A 25,435-nucleotide genomic window follows, 5' to 3' on the forward strand; every position below is an offset into this window, starting at 1 on the left:
CATTATGTATGAGATCAGTTTCAAAAAAAACAGTAATTTTGTAAGTCTATTTTTCCTCTTTTCAGCATGCCTATAACTAGCTGGCGAGCTTTAAGCCTCGGGGCGTTTCGTTGAAGTGACGCTTATACTCCCTTGAAAACTGAGAAGAACTGTTATACCCCACTAAACGTGCCGCATCGTTCACTTTCTTGCCTTCTAGGTGTATTAATTCTTTTGCTTTATTCAGTCTGACTTTTTTTATGTATTGAATTGGAGACTCTAACGTCACTTCTCTAAATGCATGATGAAAAGCGGAAGCGCTCATATTCGCTTCTTGCGCCAACTCTTGAACAGATAAATTCCCAGCATACTCTCGATGCACTTTATCCAGTGCTTTGGCAACTCGCGCGTAATGGCCATCATGGCGGGCCAAATCAAACAAGACATGCCCTTCTTCGCTCATTAAAGCCCGATATACCCACTCTTCCTTTAAAGTGTCGGCGAGCATTATGCGGTCAACAGGATCGCACAGTGCGCTCATGAACCTTTGACACACGTCGAGCATACTTTTATCCATGCGTACCGACTTAAGACCACAGCGTTGGTCGTTGCTAGATTTCGCTGGCCGATAACCCAAGGACTCCAATTTGTGAACCAAACGGTGCAACAGATGAGGATCGATATCGATAGACAAGCCTAATAATGGCTCACCATCCGTAGCAATGGCCTCGCACTCTAACGGCATTGGTACCCCAACAACGAGATAATCTTCCGGACCATAGTGAACGGGTTGGTTACCCACATAGATATTTTTGTTACCTTGGCCAAGAACAATAATGCCCGATTGATAGACAAAAGGCTTCCGCGAGTTACCTTTGCTGCTCCTATAAAACCAAACGCCGTCGATCTCTGTTTGATAAATACCTTCAAGATCATGAAGTTGCTTAAGTTCGACGTACTGCCTCATCAGGCTTGCCAGTGTCATATCTTCCCTCCCAATCTTGCTCAATCTTATATTAAAAATAGTTTTAGGCAATAAATTTGGAGAAATTGACGTATATAAGCTCACAAACCAAGACTATTATGCACAAACTAGATATTACCTTTGCGGTGATTAGATCCTAGTCTAAATAAGACTCACAACACGAAAGCAAGAGGCTAACAATGCAATTTACTTACGTTAACCCGACACAGATTTTTTTCGGGAAAGGCCAGATTTCTTCGGTCAAACAAGCCGTTGCCGATGCAAACAACATTCTTGTTATTTACGGTGGCGGTTCCATTAAGAAGAATGGCGTTTATGATCAAGTTGCAGATGCGCTCAAAGAGACGACTTGGTTCGAGTTTAACGGTGTAGAGCCTAATCCAACCAAAGAAACACTTGATAAAGCCGTTCAAATCGTCAAAGAGCACAACATTGATTTCATTCTTGCGGTTGGTGGCGGTTCTGTCATCGACGGTTCAAAATACGTAGCGGCAGCTGCAAAGTATGCTGGCGATGGCTGGGATATCCTAACTGGCGAGCACAAGGTAGATGATGCCGTACCACTTGGTGCAATCTTAACGCTTCCTGCGACTGGCTCAGAATCAAACATGGGCGCGGTAATTACTAAAGCGGAAACGCACGATAAGCTGCCATTCATGTCGCCATTTGTTCAGCCAAAATTTGCTGTATTAGACCCGGATGTCATGAAAACCTTGCCAGAGAAACAACTGCTCAATGGCGTGGTAGATGCTTGGGTTCACGTTTGTGAACAGTACTTAACCTACAACCACGGTGCATTGGTTCAGGACGGATACGCTGAAACCCTACTTCGTACATTGAAATCATTGGGCGAGTCATTCGCTGATCGTGATAATGACGAGTGGCGAGCCAATTTAATGTGGTCAGCGAACCAAGCGTTAAATGGACTTATTGGTAGTGGCGTACCGCACGATTGGGCAACCCATATGATTGGTCACGAATTCACTGCGCTTTGGGGTGTTGACCATGCACGTTCGTTAGCGATTGTTCAGCCTTCTCTTCTGAGACATCAATTTGATCTGAAAAAAGACAAACTTGAACAAATGGGTAAAAATGTCTTCGGATTAGAGCAAACTGATGACCTAGCGAATCGGACAATTAAAGCGATTGAAGCTTTTTACCACTCTCTAAACGTAGATACACAATTTAGTGGCTATGAAGGTAGCAAAGAAGAAGCTGTAGATGCAGTAGTCTCACAACTTGAATCACATGGCATGACTCAGTTAGGAGAAAAGCAGCAAATTTCACTAGAACACAGCCGCCAAATATTGCAACAGGCTATTGCCTAGCTCAAAACCACTGATTACCCTATAGCAGCAAATTTTTGCTGCTATTTTTTTGAGTTGAATATATGTGGTTATTAATTGTTTTCTTGTGCGCGATACATGTCTGGAGTATTGATCGCAAACCAAGGTGGGTCTTTTATTGCTCTAAAGCAACGCCTATCTTGCTTATGGCAGCGCTAGTTTTGTCTGAAAATCCAGATATTAACCAATATTCTTTTTGGATAGGCATTGGACTGCTTGCATCTGCCATTGGCGATCTATTCCTGATGCATCCTAAAGATAAGTTTGTACAAGGGTTAATTAGCTTTCTTGTCGCTCATATCGCCTACGGTTATGCCTTTTTCACTCAAATAGACTCAGCCATTACGCTGTGGGTACCAGCCGTGTTGTTTAGTGTGGGGTTAATTGTGTACCTATTACTGCTTCCAACCTTGGGCAACATGCAACTTCCGGTCGGTGTCTACTCTACGGCTATATTAGTGATGGCATGGGGTGCGATTGAGGTTTGGCTAGACGCCATCAATCCAATGGCGAGCTATGCTGCAATGGGGGCATTTACCTTTATTATTTCAGATTTGGTCCTTGCTATAGACAGGTTTAGATCGAGCTCTGCTTTCTCGCGCCATGTCATTATGGTTACCTACTATACTGCACAAATTCTACTGACTTTATCCGCGTTAGGTATCCACTACACTTCATAGGTATAGAGAAGATCATCATAAAGCTGACCACCGATTTGGTAAGCATTGGGCTCTCGCTCTTTTAGTATAAAGCCCACTTTTTCAAGGACTTTGCAAGAAGCAACGTTGCCATCGGTGACAATAGCGCTGAATTTACTGATCGGAAACTCTCTTTTGGCATACTGTACCAACGCCAGCAATGACTCGGTCCCAAACCCTTTACCATGGTATTCAGGTAAAAGTAGGTAACCGACTTCAACATCTGTACTACTCTCTTCAGAAAGGCAAAGGCCAGTGACCCCTACACATTGCTGTGTCGCTTTACAGACAATCACTAAACACAACCAATGTTCACTCCCCCATTTCCAGCCAGGAAGGCGACTTTCGAAACGTGTTCTTATCTGCTCTACGGATGGTTTATCAAACGCGTATTTAATTACATCCTCATCCTGATGCAGACGCTCAAACAATGACCAGTCATTAGGAGTAATCTTTCTCATGATCAAGTTTGAGGATTCGAATAATGCCATTTTTACACCCTTATACCAGAAGTTGTTTGATTGCTTGTTTCGATTTTTCACAGAGGATTTCGAGTTGCTCTTGGCTGTCAAAATAACAAGTTATTGGATCCTTGTCCTTTTCTATTCCCTTGCAAAGTTCAAATAATGACAATAAACCAAGACTACCGGCGGAGCCTTTCAACTTATGTGCTAACTGTTTTGTTGTATTCATATCTTGATTTTGAGCTGCCGTTTCAAGCTGAGTAAGAATTTCGTCACAACCAATATCGAATAATTCATAGATTTTTTGCATTTTCTCTTTACCCAATACGGCCATATCGGATTGGATAATATTCGGATCTATTAGCATGCTGTCTTCTGAATCTGAATCATTGGTTTCTTCAACTTGTGAAAGCAGTAGTGTCTGACCTTCCAAACAATTTTGGATCAAACTGGCCAGCGCCTCTTTATCTAGCGGTTTGGGGAGATAACCGTCAAAACCAGAAGAGAGATAGTTTTCAACTTCCTCGTTAAATACATGCGCAGAAACCGCCACCATTGGTGTGATGCGTTCGTTATGTTTATGAGACTCAATCTCTCGAAGTTGATCCAGTAAAGAAACACCATCACAATCTGGCAAGTTGATATCCAGCAACGCAATGTCATACTCACCTTCCGTAAATAGCGCCTTGGCCGTTTCTCCATCTTCAGCAATGGCTACTTCATGGCCTAAACTTTGTAAGAATCCTTCAGCAACCATGCAGTTGACAGGGTTGTCTTCCACCAACAATATCCTTGCACGCCATCTGCTACTTGTGACGTCGTCACTTTCTTGAATCTCTTCTCCATGTTCTAGCGGGACGGAAAACCAAAAACGACTACCTTCTCCTAAGCCAGACTCCACTTCTAATTCACCACCTAAAGCCTCAACCAGTTTTTTGCTGATGGCTAAACCAAGACCAGTCCCACCTTTGGTATTAAATCCGCCAGATGCTTGGGTAAATGCATCGAACAGTGTTTCCTGCTCTTTTTCAGAGATACCAACTCCGGAGTCTGATACCTCAAATAAAATAAAGCCTTCACGATCAGGGTCTTCAGCAACATAAATATCGACATACCCTTCGTCTGTAAATTTAATTGCGTTGCCGACCAAATTATTGAGTACTTGACTGATACGCGTGACATCACCAAACCAAAACGGCTCCAAGTCGCTTTCAATTGCTACGCTTAGCTGCAGATCCTTCTCTTTAGCTTTGCCATCTAAAAGCTGCTTTACATCGTCAACCATGGCATGCAGGCTAAAGTTGACTGGCCTAATCTCTAAATGGCCTGCTTCAATTTTTGAATAATCGAGAACATCATTAAGAATGGCTAATAAGGTGCTCCCACTGCGATTAATCACATCAACATAGAAGCTTTGCTTCGCGTTTAACCCTGCATCTTTTAACAGTCGCGCTGTGCCCAATACCCCATTCATTGGCGTTCGGATCTCATGGCTCATGGTTGCGAGAAATGCTGATTTTGCTCGGCTTGCCTGCTCTGCTTCTTGCCTTGCAATAGCATGATTCACCACCTCTTCATTGAGGCGTTCATTGGCTTGTTGTAGCTGATGCGTACGCTCTGTGACCAACTCTTCCAAATGTTCTTTGTGGCGTTGCAGTTCACGTTTAGCTTTCACCTCACTTTCTGCCACCACTTTTAAAGATTGCGCTGTATTTCTCGCGGTTATAATCGCTTGCCCCATATGCGCAAGTTCATCATTGCCTCGCACAGTAATGTCGACTTTTAGCTGGCCCTGGGCAATAGAAAGAAGCGCTGATGAATACTCTGCAAGGCGTTTTAGTACAGAAACATAAACGACCTTCCATACAATGAACACCACGGTTACCATACCTAAAACAGTGATTATCGTTAGCGTTAGCTGGGCATATTCCAGTGTGGTTTTTAGCTCCTCCACAGCATGTGTTGTGGCGATATTGGATTCATCCACTAATTTACTCACCGTCGTATTGAGTTCTGTAAACTGGTTTAATGTATCCTGCATCAGCTGCTTGGCGGTCTGTTCGTTATTGTGTCGTTGAAGCAAAACGTCGAACATGGCCCCGCCTTCTTCTAGTTTAAGTAACAGCTGAGTCATTTGAATTGAGCGTGTTGGATCCTCAACGGCTTTTACACGACGCTTCATAATCTCTAAATTGCTCGTAAATTCGTCATGGATAGTGCGTATACGATCCGCGTCTGCAACGGTGCGCGCTTCCTCAATGTGGTTAAGCATTTTGAAAGCCAGGAGATGGAGTTCATGCAGCCGCTCAGACAAATCAAGATCCACTTCGACCAAAGTATCTAACGCTTGGTAGACATGTTCTATTTTCTTGGTTTCCAGTAGGTCATAAATATGCGTGATGTTAGCAACTGCAATGGTAGAGGTATTGGCAACTTGTGTGCGCGTTAATCGCTCTAGCTCCGACGCATAACTACGCATCTTTTCAGTTCGGTCAGACAAGTCCTCCACTAATAGCAGACGTGTTTCAACAACTTTTCCTAATTGAGCCAGCGTGTCAATCACATGCTGCACGTCAGATTCCAGTTTAGAGAGTAACGTAGAGTCGAATGAGTCCGAGCCTAACTGTTTAATATGGGTTAATAGTGACTCTAGTTGTGAGAACAGCGCCTGACCTGACTGCCGGCGCTGTTCTTCGGTTTTTGCGTTGGACAGTACTTGCACTGAAGAAATGATACGTGAGCTAAGCTCTGAAACTTGTCTTGCTTCTATCATTGACGGAATCGCCGAGTTAACGACGTTTCTCTCTGTTTTAGCGACAGAGCTAAAACCAAACACACCAATGAGTGATGACGTTAGAACCAGTAGCGCCATCGCCAAGAATGCAAACAGCAACTTACGGCCAATACTGGCTTTCGCTAATAACATCGAGATACTTCACTTTTTAAAACTGATAGAATGACGTATATTTTGCAGTGTTTACCCCCTCTTTATCAATGAAATACGGTATGTCTTTATACGCTGGTTTAAAAAAGCTTGTTATCACATCAACGGCACTGGCCATTCTGACCACCGCAAACACGGTTTTCGCTTCAGAACCGTTACGCCTTTGTGCTATTTACCCTCACCTCAAAGACTCCTATTGGTTGTCTGTGAATTATGGAATGGTTGAAGAAGCTAAGAAACAAAGCGTCGATCTAAGAGTGCTCGAAGCTGGCGGGTATATGAATGTGACGAAACAACAGCAGCAGCTATCACTTTGTGTTCGTTGGGATGCAGACGCCATTATTCTTGGTACCGTCGCCCCGCTACTCTATGACGACTCGCTCAAACACTACACCCGTGATATCCCGGTATTCGCGACAGTGAATAAACTACTTTTAGATGAAGAAAACCAAAGCCTATTGAAAGGTGAGGTTGGCGTCGACTGGTATTGGATGGGTTACTACGCTGGTGAATACCTTCAACAAAAACACCCTAAAGGTTCGGGGGTTGCTAACATTGCCTTTCTGCCTGGCCCCAAATCCAGTGGCGGAACGAACCCTGTTCTCAAAGGTTTTTACACCGCGATTGAAGACAGCGACATACGAATCGTCGATACGTATTGGGCAGATAACGATAAAGAACTACAACGAAACTTAGTTCAAGAAGCCATTGAAAATGAACAAGTAGATTATATTGTCGGCAGTGCGGTTGCGATAGAAGCAGCTATTAGTGAACTACGCACCGCAGGCAAAACAGATAAAATTGGACTGGTGTCAACTTATCTCAGTCACGGAGTCTACCGAGGGCTACTCAGATCACGCGTTGATTTTGCTCCGACTGATAAAATGGTCAAACAAGGGCGGCTTTCAATTCAACAGGCGGTGAGTTATTTAAAAGGTGAAGAATACGACTTTGCCGTGACGCCAAACATTGAACAGCTCACCCCAAAAACACTCAATGACAAAGTGATAAGGGAGTCCTTGTCACCTTCTGAATATCGACCAACATTTTACGTTTATAGCGAAAACAATTAGGAAGTTTGAATGGAAAAAACAATCCGTACTCTCCCAGCACACAAGCATATTGCACTCGTCGCACACGATAACTGCAAACCAGAACTACTTCGTTGGGTTAAAGAAAACAAAGAAAAACTTCAGGGTCATTTCCTTTATGCCACGGGCACAACGGGCTCTATCTTAAGCAAAGAGACTGGCCTTGCGATCAAATCCTTGATCAGCGGCCCTATGGGAGGCGACCAGCAGCTAGGTGCATTAATTTCAGAGTGCAAGATTGATGTGTTAGTTTTCTTCTGGGATCCATTGAATGCTGTTCCACATGATCCAGATGTAAAAGCGCTGCTACGAATCGCCAGCGTTTGGAATATTCCGGTCGCGACCAACCGAGCTTCAGCCAAATTTTTGTTCGAATCTGATCTAATGGAGCAAGCTGTTGATATCGAAGTACCGGATTACGATGCGTACTTAGCAAAACGTACTTAACTCTGATACTAAAAGCCTGCAAATCATATCAGTCTGCAGGCTTTCTTTATCCATAACTCTTTGTTACAGACCTTTAGTTAGAGCACACTTTTGCGGCTGTTTTTGAAGCGAAAATAGCAGGTTTCTTCACTACAAGATAAACCGCCACTGCGGCAAAACCAAACCCAACGCCTCCCATTACATCGAATGACTCACCAAATGCTAACCACGCCTGAACCGCAGTAGTTGGAGGAACAAGATAAAACACCGATGCCACACTCGATGCTGCGCCATTTTTCACCATAAACAGCAGTAGAAGTATCGCCACACAAGAAAGCACAACCACCAGCCAAATCAGCGTTAATATAAACTCGGTGGTCCACTGGACTTCCATCGTCTCAAATTGCATCGCAAAAGGTAAAAACAGCGCGCCAGCAGCCAAATATTGCACCATCGCACTGCCGACCATATCTCCGCTGTGACAAAACTTCTTCTGGTAGAGTGTTCCAAGCGTAATCCCCGCTAATGCACACAAGCAAACAGCAATTGCCAATATTTTATCGGTTTCAGATTGCCATTCCATCTTTCCACCCAATACCAAAGCGATACCAACAAACCCTAGAGCTAGCCCCAACCACTGAACAGGCTTAAACGTCTCACGAGTAAAACCAACCAGCAAAACGGCAGTCAAGATAGGTTGAATACCCACCAATAAGGAACTTAAGCCCGCTGGCATTCCCAAGTCTATCGCCATATAGGTGCCCCCCAGGTAAAAACCGTGGATCAGCACGCCGACTACGCAACAGTGAAGAAAATCCTTACCAGTTGGTACTCGCCTACGTAGAAAAGCAATTATAAGCAAGAATAATACGACATTGCCTAGCATTCGGATTGAAAGCAGCGTGGCTGGCTCTGCGTATTGAAGACCAAACCTCGCGCCAACAAAACCAGAAGCCCACAAAATGACAAAGATAAAAGGAATGGCTCTGACTAACATGACTGACTCTCGTTATTTGTTTTTTATTTGTGAATACTGGTACTGTAGTTGGGCACAGATAAATGAGTAAGTGACAGATAAGAGCATTTTAATGGGTACAGATAAGGCACAAGACACAGTAAGCAAATTTCATTATGTAGAATCAACACTGAAGCAAGCAATCACTGAGGGTGTGTATGAGCTGAACGATAAGCTGCCCTCTATCCGCCAGTTAAGTCTAGAGCTAAAGGTTAGTAAGAATACGGTGATACGTGCGTTTCAAGAATTGGAAGCTCAGGGTGTTGTGTATTCTGTTCCTAGATCTGGCTATCGGGTCAGCAGTGGGACGATGATATCGCCCCCTATCGTAAAACCGTTACGCGTTGACTTACTCTCCGTCTGTAAAGAGTTTCTTACCTACCCGCAGTATAAGGAGCTGTTACCGTTGGGATCGGCTCACCCAAACATCGATGCTCCCGCCATCAAAAGCTTATATGCAGAGATTGGCCGACATAGCCGCAGACAGACCCATACACCCAGTCACTATCAGCTCCCTCCGGGCGATTCCCTATTAGTAAGGCAATTAGCAAAGATCACACAAGATCTAGGAACACCTGCGTCACCGAACGAATTGCTAGTGACGCACGGGGCGCAACAAGCGATCAGTTTGGCGTTACGTGCCACCACACAGCCGGGCGATATTGTTGCGGTCGAATCTCCTTGTTATTTTGGTAACTTATTGCTCCTTGAGTCGTTGGGCCTGGAAGTCATTGAAATTCCGAGCTGCCACCGCGATGGTATGGATCCACAAGCGTTAAGAGAAGCACTAGAACAGTGGGAGATTAAAGTCATTATTTTAACGCCCAACTTTACCAACCCTACTGGCTCTATGATGCCCTTAGAGCGTCGTAAAGCGATACTGGATATGTCCGGTAAAACACCTATTATCGAGGACGATGTATTTGGCGCTTTAAGCTATGCAGAGCCTATTCCCAGCTTAAAATCGTTAGACAAAGCCGATCGCGTTATCTATGTAAATTCTCTCTCTAAAACACTGGATTCAAGACTACGAATCGGTTGGATGCTGGCTGGAAAACACACTGAGCATATAGAGCGGCTTCTTCTATGCGACAGCATGGGAGGGATTAACTTAATGCAATCCGCCTTATCGGATTTCTTTACCTCAGGAAAGTATAAAACCCACTTGTCTAGAATGAGGCGAATCTATCAAAGCAACACTAAACGCTTTGTGGCTTTGTTCAAGCAGGCTATGGAGCAATACCCATCGCTGCACAATCACTACCATATTTCAGGGGTGCAAGGATCTTTTTTGCTATGGATTCGACTACCTGAAAGTATCGATTGCGATGCACTCTACCGCACTTGTAGCCAACACAAAATCAGTATCTTGCCTGGTTCGGTATTTGGTACTCAGAGCCAATTTAAGCATTGCTTTCGCGTATGTGTTGCTAATTTCACTAATGAAAAAGACTGGAGTAACGCCATAAACAGGTTGGCAAAAATTTTAGCTGGCTTCTTGCTGTAATGAAAACGTAGCGTAAAATTTCAATACTCTTTCGTTATAATATGAATCGCTTCTCACAATTAACACAACACACTATGTGCAAATGAGGTCTAGAGGTTACTTTAAGTACATCGGCTGACTACCAAACGAGTACTCAGTCACACTAATAAAAAATTAATAATAATAAACATCTTACTATTAGCCTGCTGCTGGAGAATCCCCATGCCTCAAAATGATAATAAAACGCTGTGTTGCCCACTGTGTGGAAGTGAAGAGTACCTGCTGTCTGAGAAAAACAGCATGCTATGCGCGGAGTGCGGTTCGTTTTTTGAAGACGTCGACCAAGTGGTCGCTGCAATGCCTCAAATTCAATTTGCCATGAGAAGCAAAGGAAGAATGGATGCGGCAGTCGCTTTCCATTAACAAGTAGGTTGAAGGAAAGACTCTAACTCGCGCAACGAAGTGATTTTTTTTAAATCAAACGAATGAGGCTTTTCATTTAATCCGACGAGATGAATGGTTTTCATACCTGCTCTTACACCCGCTTCAAGGCCTTTGGGAGTGTCGTCGACATATAGGCACTCCTCTACTCTAAAGCCCATGTTCATTGCGCTGTATAAAATCAAATCAGGCTCTGGCTTCCAACTATTTGTGTCAAAAGCCGAAAAAGTCTTCCCTTTGAAATAGTCCAGCAGCCCTGTAAGTTGCAATGAGCGCTCAATTTTATCTTGGGGACTATTTGATACCACGCAATACTCGATATTCTGCTCATCAAGCCATGCTAATGCCTCAAAGATTCCATCCATTGGCTTCAATGATTGCTCGAAAAGCCTGTCTAAGCTATCGCGGTAGAGTGGCTCTAACTTATCGATTGATACATCCACATTGAAACGGGTACGCGTTCTCGCCAATATATCTGCGATCTTGCCCCCCTCGTAATGCTCGGTCACATCTTGGAGCGACAAATTTGCACCGAATCGATTGAAAACGTCACAAAGCGCTTCACAGCACAACTTCTCACTATCGACGATCGTTCCATCACAATCAAAAATCACGCATTTTGTTTGAGTCGTAGGCATATCGATACCCTATTATTTCGATGGGAGAAATAATAATCGAGTTACATGATGTATTCATGACTCGCTTAACATTTTAAGTCTAAGAGAAGTAGAGATGGTGAAAACTTCAGGTTTAGTCACCCTTTTGGCCGTATTAATTTTAAGAGTGACTAAATAGCAAAGTACAGATGAGGGAGGAAATTTACATTTCTAGGTAAACGGCATTATACGAACTAAAGTCAGTGTTTAACTTTGCTAAAACTGACGCAGCAAACAGGCGTTTTTCGTCGTCACTATTGTCAGGTTTAACAACAATATCCGATATCAATAATGAATTATCATGTTCTGTGACGATTGCGGCTGCCGATGCTTCTCCATTGTGAAAACCGACATACAACTGGCAAGGCTCCGAATAGATAATTTGAGTGAGGAACTCAACAATCAGCTCTTGCTCTTGTTTATCTTGCCAACGTTGTGATTGAAGCAATGCAAACATTACCGTTAAACGGTGAAAATCCACTAAGTAAATATCTTCAAGAGCATAACTTGCATCAGCCATGTTTGATGGCTCAATATTTTCACATACTTGCTCTTGTGCCTTTGCAAGGTAAACCTTACGTCCGGCGATACTTTCTTTGGTTGGATATTCTACATCGACCTGCTGTGCCAACCATTGGTTCTTCACACTACAGATATTTGGAGTTAATTCTGTCATTTACGTCTACACGCTATAAAGATTTACGTAAGCTTAGCGGTAACCCCCTAAGGGCTCAAGTGTTTTGAGGGATTATTCGGTATGGGCGATAAAAGCTGATATGCTATACAACCAATTAGCTATACGTTGTGCCACGGCATTCGTTTCGCGATTTGTATTTTACACAGTTTAGGACAGCACCATGACGATGAAAAAAATAGCTGCTGCAGCTCTGCTCACTCTCGGCTTAACAGCATGTGATAGCGGCGAGGTAGGCGATGTCAGCCTAGGGCTTTTTACTATGAAGGATATCAAACTTAACCACTTGCAAGATCCTGTAGTAACCGGCGTAACCTGCCACGTGGCATCTGTTGAGGCAGATTTTAGCTTAGCCGATCCAAGTGATAGCTCAATTTCATGTCGTCAGACAGGTGAAATCACGCCAGAAATGATCGCTAACATTGATACGTCTAAAGATGGCGAAGTGGTGTTTAAGAAGTCAAAAAGCATCTTTTTTAAGAGCATGAAGATCAGACGTATCTTGGATGTTGAAAATCAGACACTTATGTATCTCTCCTATTCAACTAAAGAGACCTCTGGCAGCTTCAAACACAGCTTGTCTACTGTCCCGCTTTGGGGAACAAAAGCGTTCGGTACATTTACTAAAAAAGATTGATTTACCCTGATGCCAGATAGCGATATCTGGCATAATTTTATGAAATAAAAATGAAAACAACCTTTCTTTTATGTGATATCATGCGCGAAAATTTCCTACTTACATTTAAATATGAAGTTCCCCGGACAGCGCAAATCTAAGCACTACTTTCCTACACACGCTCGTGATCCACTCATCAACCAGATGAAAGAAACACCAAAATTGTATCGCCCGATCATTGTTGGTGTTGGCCAAACTATTGTTGATATTGAAGCTCGTGTAGATGATGAGTTCCTTGCAAAATATGACTTGAGTAAAGGACACTCTCTAGTCTTAGAAGAGAGCAAAGCCGACGCTTTGTATGATGAGCTGGTAGAACGCGGCTTAATCACACACCAATACCCAGGCGACACAATCGGTAATACACTTCACAACTACTCTGTCTTGGCAGACAGTAAATCTGTTTTGCTTGGTGTCATGTCCCGCAACATCGAAGTGGGCTCTTTTGCATACCGCTATTTATGCCGCACGTCTTCTCGTATGAACCTCAACCATTTACAGACAGTAGAAGGTTCGATTGGCCGTTGTTACACCCTAATTTCGGATGATGGTGAACGTACGTTTGCAATCAACGAAGGTGAAATGAACAATCTGCGTCCAGAAAGCATTCCTGGTGAAGTATTCGAGAAAGCTTCTGCACTGGTTGTTTCTTCTTACCTAATGCGTGGAAAGCCTGAAGACCCGATGCCACAAGCTGTTGCTCGTGCTATTGAGCTGGCAAAAGAGAATAATGTACCTGTTGTGTTAACACTTGGCACAAAGTGGGTCATTGAAGGCAATGCAGAATGGTGGCAACAGTACATCAAAGAGAACATTTCCGTTGTCGCGATGAACGAAGAAGAAGGTCAAGCGCTAACAGGTGAAAAAGATCCTCTTCTTGCTGCTGACAAAGCACTAGAGTGGGTTGACCTTGTTCTATGTACTGCTGGCTCTGTCGGCTTATACATGGCTAGCTACACTGAAGATTGCGTTAAGCGTGAAACAGAACTGCCATTGTTACCGGGTAACATCCCTGAATTCAATAAGTACGAGTTTAGCCGTGCGATGCGCAAACAAGATTGTGCAAAACCAGTGAAAGTTTACTCACATATCGGCCCATACCTGGGTGGCCCTCTTAAAATCAAGAACACAAATGGCGCGGGTGATGCAGCACTGTCTGCCCTGTTACATGATATGGCAGCAAATAGCCACCATCTAAACAACGTACCGAATTCGTCTAAGCACGATCAGCCGTACCTGACTTACTCATCTCTGTCGCAGATTTGTAAGTACGCAAACCGTGTGAGCTACGAAGTTCTAACCCAGCACTCCCCTCGTTTAGGTCGCGCTTTGCCAGAGCGCGAAGACAGCTTAGAAGAAGCCTACTGGGATCGCTAACGCTAAACTAGCAAAACAAAGAGCCGCTTTATAATGCGGCTCTTTTAGTATTGAGGGCTTAAAGAGTATCAGTGGCTTTCTCTTGATACGGATAAAACACCAATTCATCCCCTTCTACCATAATGCAATCCATACCACCGGCATGCGCGGCCTGCTTACCAATCTGGGTATCTTCAAACACAACACATTCTCTAGGTAAAAACCCTAATGCCTCAGCTGCTGTCAGGAATGTATCTGGTGAGGGCTTGTGGTTATCGACATCCGTTGCGGTCACAATCACATCTAATTTATCCACTAAGTTCGCTTTCGATAGTATACGCATTGCGCCTTCACGCTGGCTACCTGTCCCCACCGCTAATTTTTTCTTGCCATAGAAAAACGCTAAGATTTCATTGGTATGAGGAATCAATTCACCATGCTCTTCAAGCGATGCAAACGTCTTCATTTTGAAACGAGAGACGGCTTGTGTATCGAGCGCCATTTGATATTTTTGGTTAATTTGCGCAGCAATTTTAAAACTAGGCATCCCCCCTAAGCTGTGAAGCCATTCTTGATTGAATGGAAACTGAAAGTGCTTTGCTGTCTGTTCCCACGCTTTTAAATGTGCAGGCATGGTATCAATTAACGTACCATCCATATCAAAGATAATGCCCTGATAACTTTCAACTCGATGAATCATAAATTCTTACTACCTAAATGCATCAACACACCTAAACCATAACATTTTTACCGTACAATTAATTGATATATTCATCATTCACGATTACTATCGCGGCAGATTCTAATTTGCTCTATCAATATTAAGGTGATCTCGTGAATATCAAAAATAAAGTGTATTCATTGGGTGTCGTAGCCATTTTCGGAGTTGTTACATTATTGTTTTCAACTTCTCACTTTGCCAAAACGACTTACCAACTCAACCAAGCCAACCTAATGGTAGCTCAACTTGAAGTTCGACTATTAAATCTACGTCGCAACGAAAAAGACTTTTTACTGCGCAAGGATATGAAATACCTTGATCGTTTTAGTCAGAATATGGATATCTTCTTAAACACCGAGCAGGAGCTTTCAAACATCTTAGCCGCGCATGATTTACCAACAAGTAGCGCCCTAAGACAAGACATCATTGCTTATCAGAAAGGGTTTACCACTCTAGCCAACGCCTTTAACCAACTTGGACTTAAGCCGGAATCGAACTTGTATGGACAATACTATTCAGAACTGGCCGCTATTGAAGCAGACCTAGACAGTGCACAGCTCGTTGATCTCTTTGAATTCAACAATAAAGTTCAAGCTGGCAAACTCGACGAGAGCCTTGCGCCTTGGGGGGCTTCCCAGTTGCTAAGCTCAGCACAGGCTTTAATTGAGCAAAAGACCAAAATCGGTCTCAAATACAATGTGGGCTTACTGGGAGACACTCGCGCTTTATCTCATAAAGTCGAAGAACAATTCAGTACTTTTGCCACAGCGTTGACGAAACAATCAGAATCGACTGCATCAAAGCTGGCTACGTTTAAAATGATTGTGACTGCGCTGGTGATTACTTTGATTCTATTAGTGATCTGGCAGATATCTCGCTCTATCAACAGTCAAGTATCTAGTTTACTCTCCATCATTCAAGAGATTGCGCGCTCTAATAATGTCTCCCTCAGAGCGAACCTCAAGGGCAATGATGAACTGACGGCTATTAGTAAATATTTCAATCAGCTTTTGGACAAACTAGAGCAACTGATCGCAAGTACACAGACGAAATCTTCAGAGCTTTCTTGCAGCACAGCAAGTATGCAACACGAACTTGAGCATGTTATCACTCAATTTAATGTTCAAGCTGATCACACCACAAACATGGCCGCCTCAGTTCAGCAAATGGTCGCGACGATCAATGAAATTTCTGAGAGTACATCGGTAGCCGTTGAAGGGGTTCAACAAGCTTCCCGTAATGCTGAAAGTGGTAAAAACGTTGTACAAACAACGGTAGACAGCATTGACCAGCTTTCGACTATTCTGGGCAGTAGCCAAAATTCGATTGGGTCACTGAACTCACATGTGGCGAAAATTGGCGATGCAGTAAACATTATCCAAGAGATCGCGGATCAAACTAACTTACTCGCACTTAATGCTGCGATCGAAGCTGCGCGTGCCGGTGAACAAGGTCGTGGATTTGCTGTGGTTGCGGATGAGGTAAGAGCGCTGGCAAGTCGTACTCACCAATCGACAGAAGAGATCACAAAAGTAGTTTCCGACATTCAGGTCCAAATGGCTACTGTTGTATCCGACATCGATCAATGCAGTGAGCAAGGTGCGCAAACTATGCAAGCATCCGAAACTTTAGATTCTAGTTTGACTCAAATCCTTCAGGATATGACGAACATTCAAGCGAACTCCGAACGCATAGCCTCTGCAATTGAAGAGCAAGGCATCGTGATGAACCAAGTCGGAGAATCCGTGACAGAGCTGAATACAATTTCTGACGGTAATATGCATTCTGCCCAGCAGTGTCTAAGTGAAGTCGGCAAAGTATCGGCCCAAGCAACAGAAATGGACCATGCTGTTGCTGAGTTTAAAACCTCTTAGTTTTTTACCTCGCTAGTCCCAAAAGAAAAAGCCAGCGTATCTACTATACGCTGGCTTTTTATCGCTTTAAGTAAGTCTTTCCAGATTACTCGTCATCTAAAGGCACAAGCTTAGTGTTTCCACCATGTACCTTTTCACGCTGACGCTGAACTAAAGCATAGAAGCCTGGAATCAAGAAGGTACCAGCAAGTAATACACAGAGTAGACCGCCAACCAGTGAGATACCCAATGAGTTTTGACTCACGTGACCAGCACCCGAGGCAAAGATCAGCGGGAATATACCCAGGATGAATGACCAAGAAGTCATATTTACTGCTCGGAAACGGAGCTTACCACCGTTAACAGAAGCTTCGTCGATAGAGACATCCTTCTCTTCACGTTCTTGTTTCGCAAATTCTACAATCAAAATTGCGTTTTTCGCCGCAAGTGCAATCAGTAGAACTAAACCTATCTGTGCATATAAGTTCAGCGGTGTTCCTGTCAGTTTCAGAGCTAAGAAAGTACCTAATGTCGCAACTGGTACAACTAAGATGATCGCCAGAGGAATACTCCAACTTTCGTACTGAGCCACCATAAACAAGTAGATAAAGATAAGCGCAAGTGCGAATGCGTATATAGCCTGATTACCCGCTAGTACTTCTTGATAAGCCATACCCGTCCACTCGTACTGGTAGTCATGTGGCAGAATATCTTCCGCAACACGCTCCATCGCCGCGATAGCATCACCGCTCGAGTACCCTGGCGCAGGCTGACCTTGAATAATCGCACTGCGATACATGTTGTAACGCCATGCCACATCAGGTTCGAATACCTGCTCGTAGCTAACCAACGTACTTAGTGGGATCAAGTCGCCTTTCGAAGAACGAACGTGAAAACGCTCCAAGTCTTCCATCCCACTGCGGTATTCACTATCGGCCTGCATAGTAACGCGGAAGTTCTTACCAAACATGGTAAAGTCATTCACGTAAAGGGAACCTAAGTTACCCTGTAGCGTTTGGAATATGCTGCTTAATGAGATACCCAGTTGCTTCGCTTTTTCACGGTCGATATCAACATAGTAGTGGGGAACGTTCGCGCGGAATGTACTAAAGCCATAAGCAATTTCTGGCTGTTTAGTTGCTTCTTCAATCACTTGCCCCATTACCATCGCAAGATCCGTTCGGCTGCGACCTAATGTATCTTCAAGTACAAATTCAAAGCCTGATGCGGCACCCATACCAGGAACGGCAGGCGGTCCCATGGCAAATACCACCGCTTGAGGTAGCTCCGTTGCGGCTCGGCCATTTACACGCTGTGCTATTGCATTGGCAGTATGATCGCCATCTAAGCCATTTCGCATTTCCCAATCGTGCAGTTTGATAAACAGTGATGCACCGTTTGACGCGGCCGCCCCTGTCATAAAGGCGAAACCATTGGCAACCGTTACACCATCTACGCCCGGCTCTTGCTCTACCATAGCAACCAACTGCTTGGTCACTTCTTCAGTTCGAGACAATGACGCAGAATCAGGAAGCTGAACGTTAACCAGCAAAATCCCTTTATCTTCTTGAGGAACAAATGCTGACGACGTGGTTTTGGCAAAAAACGTTACGGCAGATACGGCAACAATAAAGAATGTCACCAGCAGTAAGGATTTTTTAACCAAGAACCCTGCGACTTGACCATAACGCGCTGTAACACGCTCCAAGCCTCTGTTAAACGCAGCAAACCAGCGGGCTGTGTTTTCACCGCCTTGCTTCAGTACCAAAGAACACAGTGCTGGAGACAGAGTCAGGGCATTAATGGAAGAAATCACAACTGAGATACAGATGGTGAGAGCAAACTGACGATACATAATGCCAGTGATGCCCGGTAACATCGCGACTGGTAGGAATACCGCCAACAATACCAACGTAGAAGTAATGATTGGCCCTGTCACCTCTTTCATCGCGATCAAGGTCGCCTTACGCGGACTGATAGTGGGATCTTTTGCCATTGTGGTATCAACGTTTTCGATAACCAGAATCGCATCATCAACAACAATACCGATCGCTAATATCAGGCCAAACAAAGTTACCGTGTTAATGGTAAAGCCTGTCATTTGCATAACGGCGAATGTGCCTATCAACGAAACCGGAATCGCAACCACAGGAATCAGCGTGGCACGTGCACTACCCAAGAATAGATAGGTAACGGCAATCACCAACAGGATAGCCTCGATCAGTGTCTTAACCACACCCTTGATTGATTCTGAAACAAACAGTGTTGTGTCATAGCTGGTTTCATACGCCATGCCTTCAGGGAAACTTTCGCTCAGTTTGTCGAGCATTTCCATCACAGCTTGGCCACTTTCCAGTGCGTTAGCATCTGATTGTAAAGATAGAGCAACAATTGATGCTTGCTGGCCACGGAATTTACCACTGCCGTCGTAGAACTTTTTACCCAGCTCAACACGTGCGACGTCTTTTAAGTAAACCGTCGAGCCATCACTGTTCGCGCGAAGCACAACGTTTTCAAACTCACCGACACTTTCAAGGCGCCCTTTGGTAACAAGGTTAAATTGTACTTCTTGCACATCGTTGTATGGCGCGGATCCGACACGACCAGCCGCAACTTGCACGTTCTGCTCGGCTAATGCGGCGTAAACATCTGATGTAGTGAGCTTCAAACCCGCCATTTTGTCTGGGTCAAGCCAAACCCGCATCGCGTATTCACCACCACCGATCACGTTCACTTCACTGATACCAGTAACGCGTGCGAGTTGGTCCTTCACGTTCAGGTTGATGTAGTTGATCAGGAATTGGTCGTCATACTTGCCATCCGGCGAATAGAAGTTCAACACCATCAGAAGATCTGGAGAGCGTTTTTTGACCGTTACGCCGACCATACGAACTTCTTGAGGAAGTTTAGACTCAATCTGAGACACTCGGTTCTGTACGTTAACCTGTGCCATATCAGGATCAGTACCAACGTCAAACGTTACGTTTAGGCTATACGAACCATCGTTCGCACTCTTAGAAGACATGTAAATCATGTTTTCTACGCCGTTAACCGATGTTTCTATAGGATCGGCTATCGCTTGTTCGACGACTTCTGCACTGGCACCGGTATAAAATGCAGACACACTGACAGAAGGTGGGCTAATTTTCGGGTATTCCGCGACGGGCAAAAGCGTTAGAGAGATCGCCCCAGCGAGAGTTAAAATAATGGATATTACCAACGCAAATTTAGGGCGCTGGATAAAGAAACGACTTAACATTTAAGCACCTTTATTCAGCTGTTTGCGTTGGTTCTTCCATACGAACGGGCACACCATTTCGTATGCGTTGAAGCCCTTGCGTGATCACCTTATCGGAACTAGTGACACCGTCACGAATTATAATCCCTTGTTCTAGTTGGCGACCAAGCTCGACATTGCGTCGCTCAGCCACATTACCTTCAGCGACAACCATGACAAAATGCCCTTCTAGGTCGGTCTGCACTGCTCGGCGTGGAACCACAACCACATCATTGGATTGCTTTTGACGAAGTTCGACACGGACATGCTGGCCGGGAAGCAATCGATACTCAGTGTTAGGGACTTCTGCACGCATCGCGATCGTGCCTGTGTCCAAGTTAATCCGATTACCTAAGTAATCTAGTTTACCCAAGTGCTCAAATTTATGGCCATTCTCTAAAATGATTTGCACTTCGACCAAGTCAGCCTCACTTGCGTTATCAGCCTGAACTTTGTCCATGCCCATCTCTAGGCGTTCACGTTCACTGATGCTAAAGCTTGCATGCACCGGGTCTAGACTGACTAAGGTGGTCAAAACGCCAGATTGTGGCGAGACAAGATCACCCGTACTTACCCTACTCTGGGCAATTCTTCCTGCAAATGGCGCTTTAATTTGCGTGTAAGACAAGTTTACTTTCGCAAGGTGTAACTGTGCTTTGCCTGCTTCTAGCTGAGCTTTCGCGCCCAGTAATGCCGCATTTAGGTTATCGAATTCAGATTGCGAGATACTGCCTCTAGGAAGCAAGTTTTTACCTCGTTGGAAATCTAGCTCGGCCTTTTTAAGCGCAGCATTCGCTTGTGCAACTGACGCTTTAGCGCTTTCTACTTGTGCTTTGAATGAAGACGGTTCAATGGTATAGAGCAACTGGCCTTTTTCGACCATTTGTCCTTCTTCGAAATGACGTTTTTGCAGATAGCCCGTTACTTGGGCTGTTATGTTGGTATCTTCGACCGCTTCGACGCGGCCAATATAGGCTTTACTTGATTGATGAGGGATGATTTTTGTTTGTTCCGCCACCACAACAGGTGCTGGCGTTTGGCTCAGTCCTTGATTTTTTTCTCCACACCCTGACAACAAGATCGCGCTAGTAAGTGCGCTAAATAGAAGTGTTTTTTTCATGAGTAAACCGTTAGGGATTAGAATTTTAAGCTAGAGTAAAATACCTAACGGCTTATATTGTTATGTCAGAGAATTATCAGAACACCGTACTGAATTGTGTCAGTTTGTTACCAAAGCGCACTTTTTATGAGACTGAAGTGCTTTGCGTAAGTCTGCGGCTGAATGCCATGCATAAACCAGTTCCGTTAGCTCAGTTCCGCATGGTGCCTTCCACAAGCGTTCGAGGGTGTTTTTACCACCAATATGTTCATAAAACTCAATCGCCTGGGTGTTGTTTTTTAGCACTTCTAGGTAAACACCACTTTCTGGAAAATACTGCTCTATCCATTTCGCCATTTCTTCCAACAAACGAACTCCTAATCCACGTCCGCGAAAAGCATCGCTAACATGAATAGCGTCAATCATGGTCCCTTTCTCAAAGTCATGATTGCCAAACGCACAAATAAAGCCACAAAGCATTCCATTATCTTCGAGCATTAAAACGTGCTGGTTATAAGGAGGGTTAGTTAAACGTGTCTGCCAGATAACGAGTCTGTCTTCGAGAACTTCATTGTCTAGGTATTCTTTACCTAGGATTCCTTGATAATACTTTTTCCAGCTTTCCGTATGAAGCTGCGCGATTTTTTGAAAATCGTTATATTCCGCTACTTTTAATTCCATTCTTGGTTCCTTGTTACTTCCTGTAAGGATGTTGCACGCATTCATACTATGCATTAACAAACGAAAAGCCAAACATTCTATTCACAATCTTGATATTTTTATTTGACTTACACGTGTACGCTGATATTCTAGCTTACAAGTGTTCGCTGAATTAGGAATGTAGAATGTCTCCTAAGCAAAAACCACCGTTAATTTGGGTTAATGTCCTGCTGTTTTTAACCAGTTTTGCTTTGGCTGTTTTGGTAGCGCCTTGGTATGGATTTGAATTTGGCTACTCCATGGAACATTGGATATGGCTGGCAATAACCTACTCGTTTTGTAACCTCTCTATTACAGCGGGTTACCATCGTCTTTGGTCCCACAAAACTTATGAAGCACATTGGTCTTTACGCTTGTTGTTCGCCATTGGTGGTGCATTTGCACTGCAAAACAGCGCGCTACACTGGAGCTCTGATCACCGCGTCCATCATAAACACGTGGATAACAACGACAAAGATCCCTACTCGGCCAAACAAGGTTTTTGGTATTCACACATTGGCTGGATGCTCAGAAACTACAACCAAAATACGTACACAGATTACGAAAACTGCCGCGACCTGCAAAAAGACAAAATTGTCATGTGGCAGCATAAACACTACCTAGCACTTACGCTGGCAACAAACATAGGTATCCCTTTAGCGCTCGGCATCATTTACCAAGATATTGTCGGCATGCTGCTGATGGTGGGTATTGTTCGATTAGTGTTAAGTCACCATTCGACATTCTTTATTAACTCACTCGCGCATATCTGGGGTTCGCAACCCTATACAGATAAAAATACCGCCCGTGATAATGCAGTACTGGCCGTCTTTACGTTTGGTGAGGGTTACCACAACTATCACCATATCTTTGAGAACGATTATCGAAATGGTATCTACTGGTGGCAGTATGATCCGACCAAATGGCTGATTAAGAGTTGTTCATGGCTTGGACTGGCACATAAACTACGCGTCACACCTAAGTTCAAAGTTGAAAAAGCCAAAGCGAAGAAGGCTCTCACGACGGCAACGAACAATATCCGTATGTTGCCTAATGCAAAATACCTTAATGATGCCCTTAATGCGGAGTTTGAGGCATTGATGAGTAAACTGTCGGATTACTATGAGCTGAAAAAGCAGCTTGTGGAAGCGAAGAAAAGTGACTTAGCTAAGAAATATGAACGTTCAGTGCTACTGATGCGCTATCAACAACTTAAGCAAGAGCTAGACAACCAACGCCGGAGCTGGAATACACTTGTCGCGCAATATGCCTAAACTAAAAAGAAGCAGCAACGATGCTCTAATGCCGTTCACTAAGGTGAGCGGCATTGTTTTTTCTAGGGTATCGACTTAGCTTTTTCTTAACGACTCTAGGGAAGGATCTTTCTCACCTAGGTTCAAGTATTGATCTGCCGATTAATCCCCTAACTAATCGGCATTAGATCATTTACTCCTCTTGTACCCAGCCTTTTGGTCATTTTCTGCGAGTTACCCTATTGCCAGTTTAGTGCTCGCGTAACGCGCTTTTTTCTTTCTTGGACTGGCTAAGAAGTACGCCAAAGTAAGAGGCCCTAATCGTCCCATAAACATCATGAAGATGATCACTAACTCACCTGGTTCGGACAAACTGCCCGTTAAACCTCGCGATAACCCAACTGTACCCAGTGCAGAGACCGCTTCAAACATAATGTCTAACATAGACGCTCGCTCGGTCAGTAACAGCGTGAAGATGGCAAACCAAGTCACGCCCACCGAGATCAGAGTCAGCGCCAATGCCTTGCTGATGGTCTCTTTGGGAATCTCACGTTGAAACGCATAGGTTGCTTCATCGCGACGCAAATAGCTGTAAGTTGCCAAGACTAACACCATAAATGTCACAACTTTAATGCCACTTGCCGTGCTCAATGATCCACCTCCAATAAACATCAACACTAGAATGATCGCCGTTGTGGCATCTTCCAACTGATCGATAGCTAAAGTATTGAACCCTGCCGTTCTTGGCGTCACCGCTTGAAACCACGATGCCCACCATTTCCCCGCTTCGCTCAACGGAGCAAGCGTGTTGGGGTTGTCATATTCAATCAGGTAAATCGCAATAAGTGCCACCACGTTAATGATCACCGTGCCTAAGATCATCATTCGACTGTAAACGGTGAGTCGGTGCCAACGGCGATTGCGTTTTAAGTCAATCCAAACCGAGAAGCCTAAACCACCAATAATGAACAAACTGGTAATAGTGAAGTTAACAACCGGGTCGTCCACGTAAGGCATTAAGCTATCGGCACTTAACGCAAAACCTGCATTGTTAAACGCACTGATGGTGTAGAAGAAACCATGGAACAAACTGGTTTTCCAGCCCAGCTCTTCACTCCAATAAACGCTCAAAATAGTGAAACCAATAAATTCAACGAGCAGAGCGAACATCAATACAGATTTAGCGGTGGCAATGAGTGTCGACGAGTCAGTTTGGTTAAATGCCTCTCTCGCGACGGCTCGCTCCAAAAAGCCAATTTTTCCGCCCAGAGCCAGCAAGGTCACGATGGCAAACGTCATTAAACCTAGGCCACCACATTGAATCAGGAAGGCAATAACCACTTGCCCAAAAGGCGTAAACGCCGTGCCCGTGTCTACCACAACTAATCCTGTCACCGTAATGGCCGATGTCGCAGTAAACAGGCTTTGAATCCAAGTGATGGGCTCAGTGGTGGCAATTGGCAGTTTGAGTAAGACTGTGCCAAGAATGATCAAGCACGCAAAGCTGAGGCTAAGTATCAGCGGCGGTGCGCCCAACAGTTTTTTGCCCGCTTTGGGTTTTCGCTCGATTGGGATAATAGAGGGATGCCACAAAACCATGTTACACCAACCTTGGAGCGACGTATTTCAGCTCAGCGCGACTACCGCAAAGCAACAGCGTGTCGAACTCATTAAGCACAAACTCATCATTGATATTGGTGTAGACGGCTTCTTCGCGCTTCACCAAGATAGGCTGAATGTTGTAACTGCCTCGGCTGATCAATTTAGAAAGCGGCGTATCGTGCAGATTGGATTTAACGTGGATTTCCACCACATACAAACCATGTCCCATTTCCAAATAGTTGTTCACCATCGGATAGTTGAGTGCCTGCGCGACTCTTACGCCCATCTCCTCTTCCGGATGAATAATGCGTTGCACACCAAGCTTAGATACGATTGTATGGTGCGCTTTGGTGCTCGCTTTGACCCAAATGGATTTCACACCCAGATTTTTCAGCGCCAGCGTACACAACAAACTGGCTTGCATGTCTTCGCCAATCGCCACCAACACCACATCACTGTTCGCTAGCGCTAATTCTCTGAGTGCACCTTCGTCTGTCGCGTCACATATGACCGCTTGCGTTAACTCTTCGACGTATTTTTCGACGATTTTCGGGTCGCTATCCACCCCCGTTACGGTGTGTCCAAGATGAATAAGTTCTAAGCTAGCGGCAACGCCAAATCGCCCTAAACCAATTACTGTAAAGTGAGCCATATCAATCCCTAACTGTGTTTTA

At 44.3% G+C, this 25,435-nt stretch carries 22 protein-coding genes; 10 read left to right on the forward strand and 12 right to left on the reverse strand.

Annotated features, from left to right (window positions below; translation table 11 throughout):
• Positions 1–76 precede the first annotated feature (76 nt).
• Positions 77–964 carry an AraC family transcriptional regulator gene (locus tag VNE01S_RS06430; RefSeq protein WP_053394747.1) on the reverse strand — a complete coding sequence of 296 codons (888 nt, stop codon included), beginning with the start codon at positions 962–964 and terminating at the stop codon, positions 77–79.
• A 179-nt stretch (positions 965–1,143) separates the two neighbouring features.
• On the opposite strand from VNE01S_RS06430, the gene VNE01S_RS06435 reads away from it, so the two are divergent.
• The gene (locus VNE01S_RS06435) at positions 1,144–2,292 is read left to right on the forward strand and encodes an iron-containing alcohol dehydrogenase (RefSeq protein WP_053394746.1); all 1,149 of its coding nucleotides are present in this window, start codon (positions 1,144–1,146) and stop codon (positions 2,290–2,292) included.
• A 62-nt stretch (positions 2,293–2,354) separates the two neighbouring features.
• Positions 2,355–2,990, forward strand: a complete 636-nt coding sequence (locus tag VNE01S_RS06440; protein ID WP_053394745.1) for a lysoplasmalogenase — start codon at positions 2,355–2,357, stop codon at positions 2,988–2,990.
• Here VNE01S_RS06440 and VNE01S_RS06445 read toward each other — a convergent pair.
• Together VNE01S_RS06445 and torS are read right to left on the reverse strand one after the other, a co-directional pair.
• Positions 2,978–3,499, reverse strand: a complete 522-nt coding sequence (locus VNE01S_RS06445) for a GNAT family N-acetyltransferase (RefSeq protein WP_053394744.1) — start codon at positions 3,497–3,499, stop codon at positions 2,978–2,980. The two genes, VNE01S_RS06440 and VNE01S_RS06445, sit on opposite strands and share 13 nt — an antisense overlap.
• A gap of 10 nt (positions 3,500–3,509) precedes the next feature.
• Positions 3,510–6,398, reverse strand: a complete 2,889-nt coding sequence (gene torS, locus VNE01S_RS06450; RefSeq protein WP_053394743.1) for a TMAO reductase system sensor histidine kinase/response regulator TorS — start codon at positions 6,396–6,398, stop codon at positions 3,510–3,512.
• 80 nt (positions 6,399–6,478) lie between these two features.
• On the opposite strand from torS, the gene torT reads away from it, so the two are divergent.
• Both torT and VNE01S_RS06460 read left to right on the forward strand, forming a co-directional pair.
• Entirely contained in the window at positions 6,479–7,489 is a 1,011-nt protein-coding gene (torT, locus tag VNE01S_RS06455) for a TMAO reductase system periplasmic protein TorT (RefSeq protein ID WP_053394742.1), read from the forward strand.
• Between the two features lie 9 nt (positions 7,490–7,498).
• Positions 7,499–7,954: a methylglyoxal synthase gene (locus VNE01S_RS06460; RefSeq protein WP_053394741.1), complete on the forward strand. Its 456-nt coding sequence runs from the start codon at positions 7,499–7,501 to the stop codon at positions 7,952–7,954.
• A 73-nt stretch (positions 7,955–8,027) separates the two neighbouring features.
• Here VNE01S_RS06460 and VNE01S_RS06465 read toward each other — a convergent pair whose 3' ends face one another.
• The gene (locus tag VNE01S_RS06465) at positions 8,028–8,930 is read right to left on the reverse strand and encodes a DMT family transporter (protein WP_053394740.1); all 903 of its coding nucleotides are present in this window, start codon (positions 8,928–8,930) and stop codon (positions 8,028–8,030) included.
• A 91-nt stretch (positions 8,931–9,021) separates the two neighbouring features.
• Between VNE01S_RS06465 and VNE01S_RS06470 the strand changes: the two genes are divergently transcribed.
• Positions 9,022–10,455, forward strand: a complete 1,434-nt coding sequence (locus tag VNE01S_RS06470; protein WP_053394739.1) for an aminotransferase-like domain-containing protein — start codon at positions 9,022–9,024, stop codon at positions 10,453–10,455.
• Between the two features lie 201 nt (positions 10,456–10,656).
• Positions 10,657–10,857, forward strand: coding sequence for a hypothetical protein (locus VNE01S_RS06475; protein ID WP_053394738.1), 201 nt, complete (start codon positions 10,657–10,659; stop codon positions 10,855–10,857).
• Here VNE01S_RS06475 and VNE01S_RS06480 read toward each other — a convergent pair.
• Together VNE01S_RS06480 and VNE01S_RS06485 are read right to left on the reverse strand one after the other, a co-directional pair.
• A complete protein-coding gene (locus VNE01S_RS06480; RefSeq protein ID WP_053394737.1) occupies positions 10,854–11,513 on the reverse strand; it encodes an HAD-IA family hydrolase in 660 nt (219 codons plus the stop codon). The genes VNE01S_RS06475 and VNE01S_RS06480 overlap by 4 nt on opposite strands.
• Positions 11,514–11,694: 181 nt before the next feature.
• Positions 11,695–12,207 (reverse strand): hypothetical protein, encoded by a 513-nt coding sequence (locus tag VNE01S_RS06485; protein ID WP_053394736.1) that lies wholly within the window; start codon positions 12,205–12,207, stop codon positions 11,695–11,697.
• A 187-nt stretch (positions 12,208–12,394) separates the two neighbouring features.
• Here VNE01S_RS06485 and VNE01S_RS06490 point away from each other — a divergent pair, with 187 nt between their 5' ends.
• Together VNE01S_RS06490 and VNE01S_RS06495 are read left to right on the forward strand one after the other, a co-directional pair.
• Positions 12,395–12,862 carry a CreA family protein gene (locus tag VNE01S_RS06490; RefSeq protein ID WP_053395107.1) on the forward strand — a complete coding sequence of 156 codons (468 nt, stop codon included), beginning with the start codon at positions 12,395–12,397 and terminating at the stop codon, positions 12,860–12,862.
• A gap of 111 nt (positions 12,863–12,973) precedes the next feature.
• Positions 12,974–14,278, forward strand: a complete 1,305-nt coding sequence (locus tag VNE01S_RS06495; RefSeq protein WP_053394735.1) for an inosine/guanosine kinase — start codon at positions 12,974–12,976, stop codon at positions 14,276–14,278.
• A 58-nt stretch (positions 14,279–14,336) separates the two neighbouring features.
• Here the strand turns inward: VNE01S_RS06495 and VNE01S_RS06500 are convergent, their stop codons facing one another.
• Entirely contained in the window at positions 14,337–14,957 is a 621-nt protein-coding gene (locus tag VNE01S_RS06500) for a beta-phosphoglucomutase family hydrolase (RefSeq protein WP_053394734.1), read from the reverse strand.
• Between the two features lie 134 nt (positions 14,958–15,091).
• Here VNE01S_RS06500 and VNE01S_RS06505 point away from each other — a divergent pair, with 134 nt between their 5' ends.
• Entirely contained in the window at positions 15,092–16,852 is a 1,761-nt protein-coding gene (locus VNE01S_RS06505; RefSeq protein WP_053394733.1) for a methyl-accepting chemotaxis protein, read from the forward strand.
• A gap of 85 nt (positions 16,853–16,937) precedes the next feature.
• Here VNE01S_RS06505 and VNE01S_RS06510 read toward each other — a convergent pair whose 3' ends face one another.
• From VNE01S_RS06510 to VNE01S_RS06520, 3 genes are all read right to left on the reverse strand, one after another.
• Positions 16,938–20,090 carry an efflux RND transporter permease subunit gene (locus VNE01S_RS06510; protein ID WP_053394732.1) on the reverse strand — a complete coding sequence of 1,051 codons (3,153 nt, stop codon included), beginning with the start codon at positions 20,088–20,090 and terminating at the stop codon, positions 16,938–16,940.
• Positions 20,091–20,100: 10 nt separating this feature from the next.
• Positions 20,101–21,228 carry an efflux RND transporter periplasmic adaptor subunit gene (locus tag VNE01S_RS06515; RefSeq protein ID WP_061781632.1) on the reverse strand — a complete coding sequence of 376 codons (1,128 nt, stop codon included), beginning with the start codon at positions 21,226–21,228 and terminating at the stop codon, positions 20,101–20,103.
• A gap of 99 nt (positions 21,229–21,327) precedes the next feature.
• Positions 21,328–21,888, reverse strand: a complete 561-nt coding sequence (locus VNE01S_RS06520; protein WP_053394731.1) for a GNAT family N-acetyltransferase — start codon at positions 21,886–21,888, stop codon at positions 21,328–21,330.
• A 164-nt stretch (positions 21,889–22,052) separates the two neighbouring features.
• Here VNE01S_RS06520 and VNE01S_RS06525 point away from each other — a divergent pair, with 164 nt between their 5' ends.
• Entirely contained in the window at positions 22,053–23,180 is a 1,128-nt protein-coding gene (locus VNE01S_RS06525) for an acyl-CoA desaturase (RefSeq protein ID WP_053394730.1), read from the forward strand.
• 213 nt (positions 23,181–23,393) lie between these two features.
• Here the strand turns inward: VNE01S_RS06525 and VNE01S_RS06530 are convergent, their stop codons facing one another.
• Positions 23,394–24,758, reverse strand: a complete 1,365-nt coding sequence (locus VNE01S_RS06530; RefSeq protein WP_053394729.1) for a TrkH family potassium uptake protein — start codon at positions 24,756–24,758, stop codon at positions 23,394–23,396.
• Between the two features lies 1 nt (position 24,759).
• Complete coding sequence (locus VNE01S_RS06535) at positions 24,760–25,413, reverse strand: potassium channel family protein (protein WP_005375180.1); 654 nt, start codon at positions 25,411–25,413, stop codon at positions 24,760–24,762.
• Positions 25,414–25,435 lie beyond the last annotated feature (22 nt).

The organism is Vibrio nereis NBRC 15637 (assembly GCF_001591105.1).
In the GTDB taxonomy this organism is placed as follows: domain Bacteria; phylum Pseudomonadota; class Gammaproteobacteria; order Enterobacterales; family Vibrionaceae; genus Vibrio; species Vibrio nereis.

Bases quoted from the DNA above. Each gene is read 5' to 3' on its own strand.
- VNE01S_RS06460 (WP_053394741.1), top strand. From the start codon at position 7,499: ATGGAAAAAACAATCCGTACTCTCCCAGCACACAAGCATATTGCACTC.
- VNE01S_RS06510 (WP_053394732.1), bottom strand. From the start codon at position 20,090: ATGTTAAGTCGTTTCTTTATCCAGCGCCCTAAATTTGCGTTGGTAATA.
- VNE01S_RS06475 (WP_053394738.1), top strand. From the start codon at position 10,657: ATGCCTCAAAATGATAATAAAACGCTGTGTTGCCCACTGTGTGGAAGT.
- VNE01S_RS06440 (WP_053394745.1), top strand. From the start codon at position 2,355: ATGTGGTTATTAATTGTTTTCTTGTGCGCGATACATGTCTGGAGTATT.
- VNE01S_RS06500 (WP_053394734.1), bottom strand. From the start codon at position 14,957: ATGATTCATCGAGTTGAAAGTTATCAGGGCATTATCTTTGATATGGAT.
- VNE01S_RS06530 (WP_053394729.1), bottom strand. From the start codon at position 24,758: ATGGTTTTGTGGCATCCCTCTATTATCCCAATCGAGCGAAAACCCAAA.
- VNE01S_RS06435 (WP_053394746.1), top strand. From the start codon at position 1,144: ATGCAATTTACTTACGTTAACCCGACACAGATTTTTTTCGGGAAAGGC.
- VNE01S_RS06430 (WP_053394747.1), bottom strand. From the start codon at position 964: ATGACACTGGCAAGCCTGATGAGGCAGTACGTCGAACTTAAGCAACTT.
- VNE01S_RS06525 (WP_053394730.1), top strand. From the start codon at position 22,053: ATGTCTCCTAAGCAAAAACCACCGTTAATTTGGGTTAATGTCCTGCTG.
- VNE01S_RS06490 (WP_053395107.1), top strand. From the start codon at position 12,395: ATGAAAAAAATAGCTGCTGCAGCTCTGCTCACTCTCGGCTTAACAGCA.
- VNE01S_RS06520 (WP_053394731.1), bottom strand. From the start codon at position 21,888: ATGGAATTAAAAGTAGCGGAATATAACGATTTTCAAAAAATCGCGCAG.
- VNE01S_RS06535 (WP_005375180.1), bottom strand. From the start codon at position 25,413: ATGGCTCACTTTACAGTAATTGGTTTAGGGCGATTTGGCGTTGCCGCT.
- VNE01S_RS06485 (WP_053394736.1), bottom strand. From the start codon at position 12,207: ATGACAGAATTAACTCCAAATATCTGTAGTGTGAAGAACCAATGGTTG.
- VNE01S_RS06480 (WP_053394737.1), bottom strand. From the start codon at position 11,513: ATGCCTACGACTCAAACAAAATGCGTGATTTTTGATTGTGATGGAACG.
- VNE01S_RS06495 (WP_053394735.1), top strand. From the start codon at position 12,974: ATGAAGTTCCCCGGACAGCGCAAATCTAAGCACTACTTTCCTACACAC.
- torS (WP_053394743.1), bottom strand. From the start codon at position 6,398: ATGTTATTAGCGAAAGCCAGTATTGGCCGTAAGTTGCTGTTTGCATTC.
- VNE01S_RS06445 (WP_053394744.1), bottom strand. From the start codon at position 3,499: ATGGCATTATTCGAATCCTCAAACTTGATCATGAGAAAGATTACTCCT.
- VNE01S_RS06470 (WP_053394739.1), top strand. From the start codon at position 9,022: ATGGGTACAGATAAGGCACAAGACACAGTAAGCAAATTTCATTATGTA.
- torT (WP_053394742.1), top strand. From the start codon at position 6,479: ATGTCTTTATACGCTGGTTTAAAAAAGCTTGTTATCACATCAACGGCA.
- VNE01S_RS06465 (WP_053394740.1), bottom strand. From the start codon at position 8,930: ATGTTAGTCAGAGCCATTCCTTTTATCTTTGTCATTTTGTGGGCTTCT.
- VNE01S_RS06515 (WP_061781632.1), bottom strand. From the start codon at position 21,228: ATGAAAAAAACACTTCTATTTAGCGCACTTACTAGCGCGATCTTGTTG.